12 protein-coding genes are annotated in these 16,035 nt (G+C 35.6%); 7 read left to right on the top strand and 5 right to left on the bottom strand.

Translation table 11 applies throughout. From position 1 onward, the window contains the following. Window positions 1–710 precede the first annotated feature (710 nt). The 6 genes from coxB (at window position 711) to OZD64_RS04690 (ending at window position 7,997) form a co-directional block, all read left to right on the top strand. A complete protein-coding gene (coxB, locus tag OZD64_RS04715; protein WP_010962498.1) occupies window positions 711–1,475 on the top strand; it encodes a cytochrome c oxidase subunit II in 765 nt (254 codons plus the stop codon). A 15-nt stretch (window positions 1,476–1,490) separates the two neighbouring features. Then, window positions 1,491–3,041 carry a cytochrome c oxidase subunit I gene (gene ctaD, locus OZD64_RS04710; protein WP_010962499.1) on the top strand — a complete coding sequence of 517 codons (1,551 nt, stop codon included), beginning with the start codon at window positions 1,491–1,493 and terminating at the stop codon, window positions 3,039–3,041. 1 nt (window position 3,042) lies between these two features. Continuing rightward, window positions 3,043–3,930: a heme o synthase gene (locus OZD64_RS04705; RefSeq protein ID WP_182309217.1), complete on the top strand. Its 888-nt coding sequence runs from the start codon at window positions 3,043–3,045 to the stop codon at window positions 3,928–3,930. Between the two features lie 175 nt (window positions 3,931–4,105). After that, the gene (gene rnhA, locus OZD64_RS04700; protein ID WP_010082655.1) at window positions 4,106–4,543 is read left to right on the top strand and encodes a ribonuclease HI; all 438 of its coding nucleotides are present in this window, start codon (window positions 4,106–4,108) and stop codon (window positions 4,541–4,543) included. After that, on the top strand, window positions 4,536–7,658 hold the full coding sequence (locus OZD64_RS04695) for a YhdP family protein (RefSeq protein ID WP_274999404.1): 3,123 nt from the start codon (window positions 4,536–4,538) through the stop codon (window positions 7,656–7,658). The genes rnhA and OZD64_RS04695 overlap by 8 nt, the downstream gene beginning before the upstream one ends. 216 nt (window positions 7,659–7,874) lie before the next feature. After that, complete coding sequence (locus OZD64_RS04690) at window positions 7,875–7,997, top strand: hypothetical protein (protein WP_255703183.1); 123 nt, start codon at window positions 7,875–7,877, stop codon at window positions 7,995–7,997. 223 nt (window positions 7,998–8,220) lie between these two features. Here OZD64_RS04690 and groL read toward each other — a convergent pair whose 3' ends face one another. After that, window positions 8,221–9,870: a chaperonin GroEL gene (groL, locus tag OZD64_RS04685; protein WP_010962503.1), complete on the bottom strand. Its 1,650-nt coding sequence runs from the start codon at window positions 9,868–9,870 to the stop codon at window positions 8,221–8,223. A 100-nt stretch (window positions 9,871–9,970) separates the two neighbouring features. Continuing rightward, window positions 9,971–10,252, bottom strand: coding sequence for a co-chaperone GroES (locus OZD64_RS04680; protein ID WP_274999405.1), 282 nt, complete (start codon window positions 10,250–10,252; stop codon window positions 9,971–9,973). Between the two features lie 186 nt (window positions 10,253–10,438). On the opposite strand from OZD64_RS04680, the gene ygfZ reads away from it, so the two are divergent. Next, the gene (gene ygfZ, locus OZD64_RS04675; protein WP_274999403.1) at window positions 10,439–11,245 is read left to right on the top strand and encodes a CAF17-like 4Fe-4S cluster assembly/insertion protein YgfZ; all 807 of its coding nucleotides are present in this window, start codon (window positions 10,439–10,441) and stop codon (window positions 11,243–11,245) included. Window positions 11,246–12,147: 902 nt separating this feature from the next. On the opposite strand, the gene recJ is transcribed toward ygfZ, so the two are convergent. From recJ to OZD64_RS04660, 3 genes are all read right to left on the bottom strand, one after another. Next, a complete protein-coding gene (recJ, locus tag OZD64_RS04670; protein WP_010962506.1) occupies window positions 12,148–13,887 on the bottom strand; it encodes a single-stranded-DNA-specific exonuclease RecJ in 1,740 nt (579 codons plus the stop codon). A 60-nt stretch (window positions 13,888–13,947) separates the two neighbouring features. Next, on the bottom strand, window positions 13,948–14,181 hold the full coding sequence (locus OZD64_RS04665) for a hypothetical protein (RefSeq protein WP_010962507.1): 234 nt from the start codon (window positions 14,179–14,181) through the stop codon (window positions 13,948–13,950). A gap of 560 nt (window positions 14,182–14,741) precedes the next feature. After that, window positions 14,742–16,001 carry a cbb3-type cytochrome c oxidase subunit I gene (locus OZD64_RS04660; protein WP_316659784.1) on the bottom strand — a complete coding sequence of 420 codons (1,260 nt, stop codon included), beginning with the start codon at window positions 15,999–16,001 and terminating at the stop codon, window positions 14,742–14,744. Window positions 16,002–16,035 lie beyond the last annotated feature (34 nt).

The raw sequence follows: 16,035 nt of genomic DNA, 5'->3' as shown, positions 1-16,035 counted from the left end.
ACGTCACTATTAACTATTGCATTCCTGAGCATTTTGATTCATCATTCTCTTTGTGAAAAACATTCCAAACTTTCTCTCCACTTTTTCTGGATAAGGTCAAAAAAAACGCCGATATTTTAGTACATAGTAAATAGCCAACCACCACGGGGCTTCTTTTGCCTTTTTTTTTATTTGGGAAATTTCTTAATGTTTATGGCTAAACGACAATCGTCATCCCGCTACGTGTTAGCGGGATCTATGCTTTGAGATACTGCGAATGAATCGCGGTATGATGGTTAAGTAAGGGATCTATGCTAAGAGATGCCAAAGACCTTCATGAAACTTTGCCCATTTGGCTTCTCTAAAGATTTCGTTGTATAATGAAATAAAGAAACTTGTAAGACTTTGATCTTACAGATTATAAACTTGTCATAAAGTTTAATAGTGTCTGTTACTGCTTTTAGGTGTGAGGCTAGAGGGTTATTAGCAGTAACAGACACTATTAAACTTATTATAGAATTTACTTAAAGTAAATACTTAATTTAAAATATTATAATATTTTTACTTACAATAGATTTATGTAAATGCTTTTTTCCTCAATTAGTATTGTACTATTATACTTGTTGAATGCTAAAAAATTATTAACCATCACTAATCTCTATTTGCATAGTAAGTTTATATATACTATTATACAGTATATCACTTAGTTTTATAGCAAACAAACAAAAGATATGGTGAAGTTATTTGCACTATTGATAATATTTTACTCAAATATATCTGTTGCCTCTGCTCCTACTTCCTGGCAATTTGGATTTCCTGCTCCTGCAACTGAAGTAATGGAGGCTGTAGTTAGGTCACATTCGTTTGTGATGCTTGTGATGGTTACAATAATGCTTTTTGTGTGGGCGCTGCTTGCTTATATAGCGTTTCGCTTTCGTAAAAGCAAAGTAACAAACATAAGTAAAACTACCCATAGTGTTCCTTTAGAAATTATTTGGTTTGTTATACCAACTATCATTGTTGGAATATTAGCCTTTGAAAACGCTAAATTACTGAAGCTACAGGAAGAAATACCGAAAGCTGATATAACACTGAAAGTTATTGGCCATCAATGGTATTGGAGTTACCAATATCCAGAATATCAAGGTGTGTCATTTGATAGTTATATTAAGGGAAAAGAAGACTTTATCGAAGGAGATTTAAAGCTATTCTCTGTTGATAACAACATCATTTTACCCGTTAATACTAACGTTCGTTTACAAGTTACAGCAGGAGATGTGATACACAGTTGGGGAGTACCGGCTTTCGGTGTAAAAATTGATGCGATACCAGGTAGGCTGAATGAGGCGTGGTTTAATATCAAAAAGCCTGGTGTTTATTATGGGCAGTGCTACGAATTGTGTGGTCAAGGCCATGGATTTATGCCAATTGTTGTTGAAGCAGTAAGCAAAGAAGATTTTAATAAGTGGATTGAAAATAGAAAATTAGTGAGTTAAATTTGGAGTATAGATATGAGTGACGTACCAAAGGGCATAAAGCGTTGGTTGTTTTCCACCAATCATAAAGATATAGGGACACTGTACATTATTTTTTCCATATTAGCTGGAATTATTGGTGGATTATTATCGGTGATTATTCGCACTCAGCTAATGCACATTAATATACTGAACAATAACTATCAATTATATAACGTAATGGTTACAGGGCATGCGTTGATAATGGTGTTTTTTATGATAATGCCAGCCCTCATGGGAGGATTTGGTAACTGGTTTGTACCTCTCATGATTGGCGCACCAGATATGGCATTTCCTCGTATGAATAATTTAAGTTTTTGGTTATTAGTGTCATCTTTTATTTTGCTCATTCTCTCAGTGTTTATTGGTGAAGGTCCAGGTACAGGTTGGACTTTATATCCACCTCTATCACAGGTAATGTCCCATCCAAGTGCAGGAGTTGACATTGCTATACTTGCACTTCATGTTGCTGGTATGTCGTCAATTGTTGGGGCGATCAACTTTATAGTTACTATATTTAACATGCGCACAAAAGGAATGTCATTAACTAAGATGCCACTGTTTGTTTGGTCTGTCTTGCTAACAGCATTTATGTTGATTGTTGCCTTACCAGTGCTTGCCGGTGCTATAACTATGCTTCTTACTGATCGCAATATTGGTACTTCCTTTTTTGATCCTGCCGGTGGCGGCGATCCTGTGTTATTTCAACATCTATTTTGGTTTTTTGGTCATCCAGAAGTTTACGTAATTATTTTTCCTGCATTTGGCATCATAAGTCAGGTTGTATCAACTTTTTCTCACAGACCTGTATTTGGTTACATAGGGATGGTTTATGCAATGATAGGTATAGCAGTATTTGGCTTTATGGTTTGGGCTCACCATATGTTCACTGTTGGGCTTAGTGCTGACGCTGCTGCATTTTTTAGCACTACCACAATTTTTATCGGTGTTATAACTGGTGTAAAAGTCTTTAGCTGGATTGCAACTATGTGGGGTGGAGCAATTGAGTTTAAGACCCCTATGCTATTTGCACTAGGTTTTATTTTCATGTTTGTTGGCGGTGGCATAACGGGAATAATTCTTTCTCATGGTGGAATAGATAAGCTCCTGCACGACACCTATTATGTTGTTGCTCACTTCCATTATGTCATGTCACTTGCTGCATTATTTGGAGCTTTTGCTGGCTTTTATTATTGGATTGGTAAAATGTCGGGTAAACAATATAATGAGCGCTTAGGTCAAATCCACTTTTGGCTTACTTTTATTAGCACCAATATCACTTTTTTACCTCAACATTTCTTAGGATTAGCTGGTATGCCAAGGCGTATACCTGATTATCCTGATGCGTTTATCCCTTGGAATTATATATCCTCAATTGGTTCGTATATGTCCTTTGTTTCAGTTATGTTTTTTGTGTTTATAGTTATACATCTTTTTAAATGGGGCAAGAAAGCTGGAGATAATCCTTGGGAAGGTGACACCTTGGAATGGACGGTATCTTCACCACCGCCTTTTCATACTTTCGAAAAGCCACCAGTGGTAAAATAGAATGTACACAAGTGTTTTGCTAAATGTTGAATCAACAATACTGGATTTTTGGCGTTTGCTGAAGCCAAGGATAATGTATCTTGTGGTATTTACTGCAGTTGCTGGTATGGTTACTGCACCAGGTAGTATGCACCCTTTTCTAGCACTAATATCTCTTATATGTGTTGCTCTTGGCTCAGGATCTGCAGGTGCTATAAATATGTGGTATGACAGAGACATAGATCTGCTCATGGAAAGGACAAAAAACCGCCCTATACCCTCAGGTAGAGTTTCTGCAGAAAGTGCGCTTGAATTTGGTATAACTCTTGGAATATTGTCAGTATTTATCATGGCAATAGCAGTAAACTATATTTCTGCTGCTTTGCTTGCTGTTAGCATATTATTTTACGTTTTCATATATACAATTTGGCTAAAAAGGCGTACTCCGCAGAATATCGTTATCGGTGGTGCAGCAGGTGCTTTCCCTCCAATGATTGGCTGGGCAGTTGTGACTAATTCTGTCAGTTGGGAAAGTTTCATTTTATTTTTAGTAATTTTTATGTGGACTCCACCACACTTTTGGGCCCTATCTTTAAATAAGTCTGAAGACTATGCAAAGGCATCGATTCCAATGTTCAATATTGTTTATGGTCCGGAAAAAACAAGAAAATATATATTAATTTATAGTGTTTTGCTGGTGCTAACTAGCTTGCTTCCGGCTCTATTTTTGAAAAAGGCTTTACTTTATCTAAGCATGGCAACCTTTGAAGGTTGCGTTTTTATTTGGTACGCTGTATCTGTTATGAAGTTCAAGAATCACAGCTCACAGAAAAAAATGTTTTCTTATTCAATTTCTTATCTATTTTCCCTATTCGCCAGTATTATTTTTTGTTCTATTGATTTATTTTAGTTATGAAAGAACGGCAGAAGCATAAAAACTATTTTTTACTTTTCCTTTTGGTAATGCTCGTTGTCACACTTTTTTTTGTTTCTATAATAAAATTTAAAGGTGCAGCTTAAACTACCTTTAGAAATTGTGCTTTCATAAAAGCAACTATATACTTTGTTAACCGATATAAACAAAGATGAGTAAAAAAGAAGTGATAATATATACGGATGGGGCGTGTTCTGGTAATCCTGGAGCGGGAGGATGGGCAGCTATCATATTATTTCAAGATTACAGAAAAGACATTTATGGTAGAGAAGAAAATACCACAAACAATAAAATGGAGTTAACAGCGGTGATCAATGGGCTGAAAGTATTGAAATTTTCTTGTAATATTAATTTATATACGGATAGTCTTTATGTTAAGCATGGCATAACAGAATGGATAAATAAGTGGAAAATGAATGGCTGGAAAACAAGTAATAAAAAATCAGTAAAAAATATGGAATTGTGGAAAGAGCTAGACAACGTTGCTTCACAACACGAAATTGATTGGAAGTGGGTTAAAGCACACAGTGGCGATAAGTATAATGAGGAGGCTGATAGTTTAGCAAGAAAAGCAATAATCGATGCTTAAAAAAATTACTATATTATTTTCCGTAGCTTTATTATTCATATTGTGCTTCTTTATTTTTTTTAAGCCTTTAAAAATCAATATTAATTATATTGATTTTTATGTTAAACATAAAATATCAAAAATATTTGTTGGCTCAAGCGTTAATATGGAGAATACCTCAGTTGTTTGGCAGAAAGATGGCAAAGATCCGTATTTAGTCATTACGGATTTGGCAATAGCAAACCCTAATTTTACTATAAAAGTTCCTGAGCTTTTTGTACATTTTAAGTTAAGTTCCTTATTTAAAGCTAGCACAAATCTCTCTCAGGTTTCAGCTGATAATGTGCATGTATGTATCAAGAGAGAAGAAACTAATGTTAATCCGCAAAACTCATTAGACCTTTTGGATAATCATTATTTAAGTAGTAACCGCCTTCCTTCGGTGTCATTCCAGCGCGTGACGCTGGAATCTAGAAAAAAAGAAACAAGTAGTCAAGCTACTTGGATGACAAGGACGAGTGCTGGGATGACAGGAAAAAAAGATACTGGGATGACAGGGAAGAATTTCAAGATGACAGAAAGTAGTGCAAAAAATCTATTAAAAACAATAAGGGAATTTTTTTTTGACTTAAATGCGGATTCAAAAATTGAATTTACTAACATCGCTATTGATAAAAGCACAGAAGATGAATTTTTTATTGATAAATTATATATAGGGAAGGGGGAAGATTTTAATGTTTTAGATATTCATGTGAATACAAAAGATGGAAAGGGATTTTTGGATGATTTATCAATTACGATAAAAAATCGCAACAATTTGCTAAATGTGTACGGGACATTTTATGATCTAAAATTGGGACTATTGAGCAAGTTTTCTACATTAGTTAAAAGCTACAATTTGGACAAAAATATAGGATTCAAAGGAAGCTTCTCAGTGAAAATTAATAAAAAGGATGAAATTGTAGATGGAAATATATACGTATTGAATACAGAAAATTATTTGAACAAAAATTTGGCCTTAACTAATGTAAATATAAATTTAACATATAGTGATGGAATTATTAGTGTAAAAAACTTCCATTTTAAGTTAAATGACACGTATCTCTCTTTGATAGGCAAAATGAACTTTAGTACAAGTCATGCTTTGCTTAGAATTAATATTAGTAAGTTTGCTGCAAAGGATTTATGTACTTATATACCAGATAGTGTAGTAAATAGTAAATTTAAAAGCTGGTATTGTGATAATATTGATGGGGATGTTTTAAATACCATTGTAAGTTTCAATGGCAAAATTAACAATTTGGTTGATGACGATCTGTCAGACATTGTAATTGTTGCTGATATAGAAAACGGTAGCGTAAAATTTGATGAAGATTTTGAGCAAGTAAAGGAATTAAAGGGTGATTTGATCATCAAGAATAACGATCTTGAAATTACTGTAAATAGCGCTAAGTTTCAGAATTTCACTGTTAATGGTGGTGATATTGAAATGAAATCTCTAAATAAGGAAGATTCAGTTCTAACCATTAATGGCAAAGCTGTAAGTGATGCGTATGGTTTATATGAGCCTATAAGATTTAAGCTGGATGATGTGGTGAAGGTTGAAAGGGATAAAGTAAGTGGAATGGCAAAATCCGTATTTAATTTTCGCATTTTTAATCTAAATGCTGATGACAAAAAAGTAGACTTCTCAGCAAATTTTCATTCTGAAATTGACAATTTGGCCGTCTATAATGCAAGTCTTGGTAAATATGATATTAAGCTTAGTTTTGGCAGTGACTTTATAGATTTAAATGGTAGTGGTATGGTGAATAACACACAGCTATTATTTGACCTGAAAAGTAGCAATAGGAATGAAAGTTTCGCCTGGAATTTGACCGGAGATTTACCCGCTCAAATATTTAATTTTGATAGTGGCTATGTCAGTGCAAATTTAGAGTCAGTGATAAATCAAGATAAGACGGGGTATGTTAATGGTGATATAGATTTATCAGAATTTGAATCACATTCAAGCTACTTAGGGTGGAAAAATCGCTTTGAAGATCACAATAAAATTTTGTTTTCTACAAGGTTAAAAGGAGCAGGTGAATTGTTAGTAGATAAATTAGACATTGTAGGAAATGACCTAGATATAAAATTCAGCGGAAGAGTAGAAAATGGAAATTTATATTTAAATTCTAGTAGCTTTAAATTGCCTGATAATGATTTTAGTATAGAAATTGAATCAGGTAAGGAGAAAAATGCCATAACTATTTATGGTGAGGAAATTAACTTAAGTGATATTTTAGGCTTGCTTGGCAAAAACAGTAATGGATTAAATAAAGATATAGAGATTAGTATGAATGTTGACAATGTAATTATGAAAGAAGGCATCGTTATCAAAAATGCTAAGCTGAATGTAACCTGTACTAAAGGTAATTGCAATGGAAGTCAATTTACAGGGCAGTTTCTGGAAGATAGCAGCAACATACTAGCAGAATACAGTGGAATAGGGCTCGAAATATATGCGGATAATTCAGGTATGCTTTTGCGTTCCTTAGGCATTAGTAAATCAATTAAAAACGGCAAATTGTCTTTTTATCTCTCTCCTCAGAGAGAAAGTGGAGAACATTATGGTACGTTATCCATTAGCAATTTCTACATCAAAGATGCTCCACTACTTACTACTTTATTGTCGATGTCTTCATTGCCTGGCATTGTAAATGCCATAAAAAATGAAGGTGTATACTTTTACAAATGTAATGCACCTTTTTCATACAAAGATGGCACTATTGAAATTGAAGAATCTTGGCTTGAAGGGGCAGAGTTAGGTATTAGCACTGGTGGTAAGCTCGATATTAGAAATTATAAATTCCAGGTTGCAGGACAAGTAATACCAGCATATTTAATTAATAAATCTTTGTTAAAAATTCCTATAATTGGAAAACTTCTTACTGGTGGGAAAAGTAGGGGAATCGTTTCAATAGACTATAAAGCAAGTGGTGATGACAAAAACAATAACGTATCTGTTGATCTTATCTCTTCGCTAACTCCAAACCTATTAAAGAGGTTATTGGGAGTGTTTGATCGCATTATGACAAAAACTAACGAAAGTGGCTTAAAAGGTGGTGTGAAAAAGAAATTTGGTTCGATATGACCAAAAGGGAAGTTATTTAACAAAATTATGGACAAAAATGCAAGAATTTCAGAATGATCTACCTGGTTTTTTATTTAGTTGTTTAAGTAATACCACTCCCTTTAACCTCTCTATATTTGCTGAACAACTAAAAAGGGTAGGGGGGTGGTTGTAAATTGTATCTGTTCAGCAGAGTGGCAAAATAAGGTAGACGAGAAAAGACAACTATAGGAACAAATGGGCGTCATGCCAGTGCGTGACACTGGTTTCCATCCAAAAGGGTGTCATTCCAGTGTCAGCTACTTTCATGACATCGTTTACTATGTGCCATATTGTAATGTTCGTACAGTTGTGGAATGAATCGCGGTATGACGTGTTGCTTGGGTCAGCTATAGTATAAATATACTAGGGGTTATAGTTTTCTTATGCTGCCTTTTTGTTATTAGACAACCACAATATAAAGGAGTGAAACGGATGCAAACAGTAGTGCACTTCTGCACCAAACGTATTACCTTTAACGAATAGTAAAATGTGAGATTTTTTGGAACTACCGTGGAGCAATTGCTCCACGGTTTCATTCTACTTAGAATCCACCCATGCCACTCATTTCTCCTGCACCCATAGGAGATGAAGCATTTTCTTTGCTTGGTACATCAACTATCATAGATTCAGTAGTTATCAGCACACTCGCAACAGATACCGCTGTTTCAAAAGCAATACGCACCACTTTTGCTGGATCAATCACACCAGCTGTAAATGCATTAGCGTAATTCATAGCCTCAACGTTGTATATAAGCTCTTTATCATTCTGCTTAATCAAATAGTCAATTATAACAGCAGATTCAAGACCAGCATTTTTGACTAACCTTCTAATTGGAGCACTGAGAACTTTCTTGATAATGTTTATGCCTATTTGTTCCTCGTCACTTGCACCTTTTAATTTGTCGAGAACAGATGAAGCATAAAGAAGCGCAACCCCACCACCTGGAACTATACCTTCTTCAATTGCAGCTCTTGTTGCATGCAGCGCATCTTCGACTCTATCTCTACGTTCTTTAACTTCCACTTCAGTTGCTCCACCAACTTTGAGCACAGCAACGCCACCTGATAATTTCGCTAAACGTTCTCTTAGCTTTTCTTTATCATAATCAGAAGTTGAAGTTTCAATTTGAGATTTAATCTGCTCGATTCTAGCTTTCACACTGTCAGAATCGCTATTTTCGCTGACAACTGTGGTATTATCTTTAGTAATTTTAACATTTTTAGCCGTACCAAGATCATCAAGCGTGAGATCTTCCATCTTGATTCCAAGTTCATCTTTTATGACGTACTTAGCACCAGTTAAAGTTGCTATGTCTTCGAGCATCTCCTTTCTTCTGTCACCAAAACCTGGAGCTTTTACTGCAGCAACTTTTAAACCACCACGCAATTTATTGATAACTAAAGTGCTTAATGCTTCACCTTCGATATCCTCTGCAATAATAACCAAAGGTTTACCAGATTTAACAATAGCTTCAAGAATAGGAAGTAAAGGTTGAATAATATTTAATTTTTTCTCTGTAATTAATAGATAAGGATTATCAAGCTCCACGATCATTTTTTCATTATTTGTAATAAAATACGGAGAGAGATAACCGCGATCAAATTGCATGCCAGTAGTCAGCTCAACTTCTAACTCTTTTGAACCTTTACTCTCTTCAACAGTTATTACACCCTCTTTTCCAACTTTTTTCACGGAATCAGCGATACTGTTACCTATATCCTTATCACCATTTGCAGAGATTATTGCAACTTGTGCCACTTCGTCTATTTTCTCTAGAGAAATTGTACGAGACATTGACGCAATTTCCTTTAATATTACATCTTTTGCCTTCTGTATTCCGTTTTTAATACCAACACGATCGTTTCCAGCAGCAATTGATTTTGAAGCTTCCATTATCATGTTGCTAGTTAGTATTGAGCACGTTGTTGTACCATCACCAACTTTATCGTTACATTGAGAACAACTCTGTGCAAAGATGCTTGCTATCGCAGCGTTTAATGGTTTTTCAGGCTTGATACCCTTCATCACCTTATAACCATCTTTTGTAATTTCTGGTGCTCCATAGGGCTTATTAATCCCTACTGTTTTTCCTCTAGGTCCTGCAGTTATTGCTACCGTTGAATCCACTATTGCTGCAACTTCACGAAAGGCTTCTTGCAACTGCTCACCTGATACTACTACATTAGTCATTTTTATCACCTCTTGTTAATAAAAAATTTAGAAAACTATAATAAAATCATTTACAATGCGCTATGTTGCGCTTTGTTTCAGTTTAGTAAAATAAAGACTGCTACTTAATGACAGCAAGTATATCGGACTCTTTCATCACGATAAGCTTCTCATTATTATGTTCTATTTCTGTACCAGCCCATTGGCGATAGAACACTTTATCACCAGCTTTCACAGTTAAAGTTACGCGTTCGCCACTTGAATTGCGTGAACCTTCACCAATTGCTATAACTTCACCTTTAGTAGGTTTCTTTTCAGCACTTGATGGAAGCACAATTCTACCTTGCTTTTCTTCGCTAATAGGCTTGATCAGCACGCTATCATCTAATACATTTAAACTTATACTTGACATTTGTTTTTCCTCATCAACAAATTAACTTATGAGTTTATATATATATACTCGCAAGTTAGATTTCAAGGGCTGGAGCTTGTAAAATATGCACGCCATTATAAAATATGCACGCCAAAAGCAGTTTCTAAAAGAGCCTAATGTTATATAATAAAATTTAGATTTATTTATAGAGATTTCATGAGTTATATACCATTTTTAAGTCGTGGCGTGATAGTGCTATATGGGCCTGACACTAGAGATTTTCTGCAGGGTATTATAACCAATGATATTAATAAGTTGGATAGCCAAAAAGCCATTTACTCTTTATTGCTTAGCCCTCAGGGAAAATATCTATATGATTTTTTTCTTATTGAATATGGTAAATACACCCTCTTGGAGTGCGAAAACATGCACTTGCAGCAAATAATCGAGAAACTAGATTTACTTAAAACTTATTTGAGGGTAAAGATTAAAGACGTTAGTGCACTATATAAGGTTGGGGTTTTGTTTAATACTAAGTTGGCGGAGTGTAGTAGTAAGTCACAAGTTATTTTTCAAGATCCAAGGCACAAGCTGCTAGGAATGAGGATCATACATAAAGATGAAATGAAAGAGCCGGTTGGGGATTTTACTCAGTATGAAAAAGTCAGAATTCAAAATCTCGTTCCAGATGGAGCGAAAGATATGGTGCAGAATTCATCGTTTCCGCTGCAATTTTTAATCGATAAAGTAAACGGTATAAGCTTTAATAAGGGGTGTTATATAGGTCAGGAAGTTGTAAATCGAATGAGCAGACAAGAAATATTCAGAAGAAAACTTTACCTTGTTGAGGGGGATAACGCACTTCCAGATATTGGCACTAAAGTGACAAATGAAAACAATGAGGAAATAGGGGAACTGCGCTCTAGTGTAGACAACATTGGATTTGCATTGCTTAATACTGGAAAGAGCCATGCAAATTTATATGCTGGTGGGTTCAAGTGCGTTAAGACGTTGAAGTCTTAAGGTAGCCCATATAGAAACGAAAAACTTGCTTGACAAACTCCGCCAGCCCCCTTATCATGGTATTGAAGGTATTCAGTTATCTTCATCTGTGCAGATTAAACAGCAAGAAAACAACGTAGTTGGCGTCTTATTTTTAATTTTTTGCACTATGTGCACCTTATGTCTTCACAACATTTCTGGGTTTTTAGCTATATAAGCTGAAACGCGCTTATAAGTCGTTTAAGACAGTATAGTACGCCAATTTGCAGGATTAGAGAGTGACAACTAGCTAACACGGGGTTTCTTTTGCCTTTTTTTCTGCTTAGTAAATTTCTTAAACATTTGCAGCGTAGGTTAGTTGCATTCAAAAGCAGCTAAATTGCAGTGTTTAAGACTTAAAAACGCCAATACTGAAAATAGACAATGACTAGGGTTTCTTTTGCCTTTTTTTTCATTTGGTAAATTTTTTAATGTTTATGGCTAAACGACAACCGTCATCCCGCTGCTTGTTAGCGGGATCTAGAGATACCGCGAATGAATCGCGGTATGACGGTTCGTGGCGGCGTGACGATAAGCTCGTCATCCCACTGCTTGTTAGCGGGATCTAGAGATACCGCGAATGAATCGCGGTATGACGGTTCGCGGCGGTATGACGGTTCGCAGTGGCATGACGATAAGCTCGTCATCCCGCTACTTGTTAGCGGCTAAGAGATACCGCGAATGAATCGCGGTATGACGGTTAAGTAGGGTGTCATCCCAGTGTCACGCACTGGGATGACATTATAGGAGCACTGGGATGACACCCTCTTGGATGGAAATCAGTGTCAGATAATTTCATGACACCAGTTGTTGTAAACTCACTTTTTCTCGATTTTTTGGTTTATCTTGTCTACCTATTTTGCCACTCTGCTGAACAGATACACTCAACTTATGGTCAATACATCTTCTATTAAAAATTGTACAAATTCATTGCCATTCCAGTAATTCATAGAGATTTTACCCAAAATAGCTTTAACATTACCCTGCATGATAGCAGAGCCAAGATGAGTATTTGCAGAACGAAATGCAATAGCTCTTACCATAACATTATCATCAGCAATAAAACATTTTATATGGTCAACTCCTATAACTTCAGGCTTTCTTATCTTTGCTCCTTGGATAATAAACCTTGGTTCAGGATTTCCAACTCCAAATGGTCCCAAGCGTTGCAGTTGGTTCCACAGAGATAAGTTTATTGCTTTAGCAGTTACTATACTATCAGCTTTTAAAGTTTTCTCATTTATAGAGTTTGAAAATCTTTCAGTAAAAAAATCATGCAAATCATTTATTTTGTCTTCTTTAATTGAAAATCCTGCCGCCATACTATGGCCACCACCTTCAATAATCAAATTTATAAACTTTGCGGAAAGGACTGCAGCACCGATATCAACTCCCAAAATTGATCTACAGCTTGCTTTTCCTATTCCATTATTTAAAGATATCACTACTGTTGGCAAGTGAAACTGCTCCTTTAGCCTTGATGCAATTATACCAATTATTCCCTGGTGCCAATTGCCACTTATCATTATAAAATTCGCACCTGATTGGGCAGACTTTTCCGCTTGTGCTGTAGCTTCCAAGAGAGCCTCATTTTCTAACACTTTTCTTGCATTATTCAAATCTATTAATTTTAGCGCGATTGAATGTGCCTCTTCATCATCATCGGTGGAAAGCAACCTTGCACCAAGCGATGCTTCTCCAATTCTTCCTCCAGCATTTATGCATGGCCCAATACTAAACCCTAATCGAGAAACACTTGGTTTTTCAAGGATTCCCAAAGCATCAAATAAAACACGCAAGCCAACGTTTTTTCTTGTTGACATAACTTTTAATCCTTGTGAGACAAGTGCTCTATTGAGGCCTGTGATCTGCATAACATCACAGACAGTTCCCAGGGCAACCAAATCCAACAGATCAAATAAATCTGGTTCTTTTTTGTTGGTAAAAAATCCTTGCTCACGTAGGCTTTTATTAAGAGCAACAATTAGCAGAAATGACACTCCAACTGCTGCTAGGTTATTATAAGGAGAGCTCTCATCAAGGCGGTTTGGATTCACAACTGCTACGGCGCTTGGTAATTTTTCCGTACCAAGGTGATGGTCAACAACTATAATATCAAGACCAAAAGCCTTTGCATCTTCTATTGGTTGATATGCAAGCGTACCACAATCAACGGAAATACATAAATCAATTCCATTCTTTTTAAGTTGTAATAAAGCATCTGTGTTTAATCCATAACCCTCATCAACACGATCTGGAATGTAGATTATAGAGTGTATATCGATTGCTCTCAGGTACCTGTTAATCAATGCTGACGACGTTGCACCATCAACATCATAGTCACCAAATATTGCAAGGTTTTCATCATTTTTTATTGCCCGTATTATACGAGAAACAGCTTTATCCATATCAAGAAGGTGAAAGGGATCTGGTAATAGCGATCTGATTAGTGGATATAAGAAGTCGCTTGCATTTTCTATGTTAACACCACGAGTAACCAATATTCTTGCTAATATTTCTGGTAACTCAAATCTCTGTGTAAGAGTTAAGATTTGCCTTTGATCTGCTTCTTGCAACTTCCACAATGCATTTGTTATGCTGCGCTTTTCAATTTCAAGTAGCATATTCTTTCTTTGTAAATAAAACTACTTTACCAGAATTTTTAAGCTTGTTCTATAATTGTATTAGACTTCTGCATAACCTAAACTAAGTAGAAAAAAGGTATCATCTAAGTAGCTGACACTGGTCTCCATCCAAGAGGGCAGTAGCCCCTTCGGTGTCATTCCAGCGCGTGACCAGGTCTTTTTAGCTATCATAGGATGACAGAAGCAGACACTCCACTTTGTCGTTCCAGTGCCTCCTTTTTTTGTCATTCCAGTGCCTTGACTATTTGGATCCAGGAAAAAGAATGGTGTCATCCCAGTGCCCCTATGATGTCATCCAAGTAGCCTCCCTCTCCTGTCATCCTTTTTTTGGGGTTCCAGCGTCACGCGCTACCTTCCGTATAAATATTAAAAAATTTACCAAATGAAAAAAAGGCAAAAGAAGCCCCGTGGTTGGCTAATTACTTACATTATACTTTCAAGTATGGCGTTTTTTTATTCTAAACGCTTAATAACCGCGATTTAGTTGCTTTTAAGCCGCAACTAATCTAAATTATAAACATTAAGAAATTTACTAAACAGAAAAAAAGGCAAAAGAAACCCTAGGGTAGCTAGTTATTCACTATCCATTTTTTAAATCGGCGTTTTTTGATGTTTTAAATGCTTTATAAGCGCATTTCAGCTTATATTAGGTAAAAACTTAGAAATTTTATAAAGACATAAGGTGCACATAGTGCAAAAAATTAAACATGGGACGCCAGATACGTGAGTTTTTTTGTCATTTAATCTGTACAGAGAAGATAAATAAATAGCTTCAGTTTCATGATAAGGGGGCTGGCGGAGTTTGTCAAGGAAGTTTTTTTTGTTTCTATGGGTCAGTTGGTACGCGCTTTGCCTTTTAACAGATGTAAAAGCACAATTATTACGAACAACATTCCACCAACAACTGATATAGCGCCACCTATAATGAAGCACGTGCGTGCTAACATTGACGAAATACTTGGCAGATCTGCAACCTTCCTTAAAGCACCATATCCACCAAGCCACACAAGGCCAGTGATATGGAGAAAATGCCCTATACTGTAGGCATAAATCTGTAATCTTACCATGGAACTTTTTATCTCTTTAAAGTTTAATTTAGGTAACATCCAGTAGACAAAATTCATAAAAGCTATAGTGATACCAACTACAGAACCGTGATAATGAGCAGGAATCGTGACATTACCTTCAATAGTCAACACTCCGAGCACATCTCCATAAGTGAACAACAAAAATGAATGTAATAAATAGTTGCTTTTATCATTAATAAAAGTTCTGATGTTGTAGCACACTAATATTATCAAAAAGCACGGCAAAACTGCTCCAGCAATCCTCATATGCCAAGTAAAAAACTGTATTAACTTGGCACTATCAACTGGATAAACAAAATATACAAACGGTGCGCCTACAGCTAAAATCGTGTTTATAAATAGTGGTAAAATAGTAATTTTATTGTTTGAAGCTAAACTAATATCATTGGAACTTAGCATTATTAAATAGACTAAAAACATTCCTTGAGTAAAAGTAAACTGCAATAAATGTCCGCCTCCCCAAAAGAGATATTCGTAAAATAAATTATTATCTGAGTGATATAGACCTGGAGGCATATTATTATATGCTAAAACAAAGCAAAGAAATGACGATACAAGTATAATAACTAGCCCAATTTGCCCAACAGAGAGAAATGAAACCTCTTTTTTTGATGTGTATGCTAGCATTGTATTTACTAATATACTGGCAATAAATAAACTGAGTCCAAGTAAAAATAATTTGTTTTGTAATACGGGAATATAGTTACTTTTGATAACTTCAGTGTTTGGAACGAATGCGGATATAAACATGAGCAGCATCGAAAGGGTTGATAGAACCCATGAAAAGTTAAACCAACTATTGGTATTTTGTAGGTTTATGATAAAGAGCAGAGATATTATAGAGCACATCCACACTAAAATTGACAAGTTCACGTGTATTACCAGCGCATTATCAAAAATATATTGTGCAGAAGGAACAAGAGAGGAGATAAAAGGCAATCGTAGAAAAATAACAATTATTGACAGTAACCCAGAGCAAGCAAGAGCACATACTGCCAAGAACATCCATTTTCTACAGAGCGGAGCGTTGTCTTGTATA

This window comes from Wolbachia endosymbiont of Drosophila tristis (assembly GCF_028981745.1).
Taxonomy (GTDB): domain Bacteria; phylum Pseudomonadota; class Alphaproteobacteria; order Rickettsiales; family Anaplasmataceae; genus Wolbachia; species Wolbachia pipientis.
Note: the sequence above shows the minus strand (reverse complement) of the source record. Positions and strands in the feature narration are given on the sequence as shown.

Bases quoted from the DNA above. Each gene is read 5' to 3' on its own strand.
- coxB (WP_010962498.1), top strand. From the start codon at position 711: ATGGTGAAGTTATTTGCACTATTGATAATATTTTACTCAAATATATCT.
- ctaD (WP_010962499.1), top strand. From the start codon at position 1,491: ATGAGTGACGTACCAAAGGGCATAAAGCGTTGGTTGTTTTCCACCAAT.
- OZD64_RS04705 (WP_182309217.1), top strand. From the start codon at position 3,043: ATGTACACAAGTGTTTTGCTAAATGTTGAATCAACAATACTGGATTTT.
- rnhA (WP_010082655.1), top strand. From the start codon at position 4,106: ATGAGTAAAAAAGAAGTGATAATATATACGGATGGGGCGTGTTCTGGT.
- OZD64_RS04695 (WP_274999404.1), top strand. From the start codon at position 4,536: ATGCTTAAAAAAATTACTATATTATTTTCCGTAGCTTTATTATTCATA.
- OZD64_RS04690 (WP_255703183.1), top strand. From the start codon at position 7,875: ATGGGCGTCATGCCAGTGCGTGACACTGGTTTCCATCCAAAAGGGTGT.
- groL (WP_010962503.1), bottom strand. From the start codon at position 9,870: ATGACTAATGTAGTAGTATCAGGTGAGCAGTTGCAAGAAGCCTTTCGT.
- ygfZ (WP_274999403.1), top strand. From the start codon at position 10,439: ATGAGTTATATACCATTTTTAAGTCGTGGCGTGATAGTGCTATATGGG.
- recJ (WP_010962506.1), bottom strand. From the start codon at position 13,887: ATGCTACTTGAAATTGAAAAGCGCAGCATAACAAATGCATTGTGGAAG.
- OZD64_RS04665 (WP_010962507.1), bottom strand. From the start codon at position 14,181: ATGACACCATTCTTTTTCCTGGATCCAAATAGTCAAGGCACTGGAATG.
- OZD64_RS04660 (WP_316659784.1), bottom strand. From the start codon at position 16,001: ATGTTCTTGGCAGTATGTGCTCTTGCTTGCTCTGGGTTACTGTCAATA.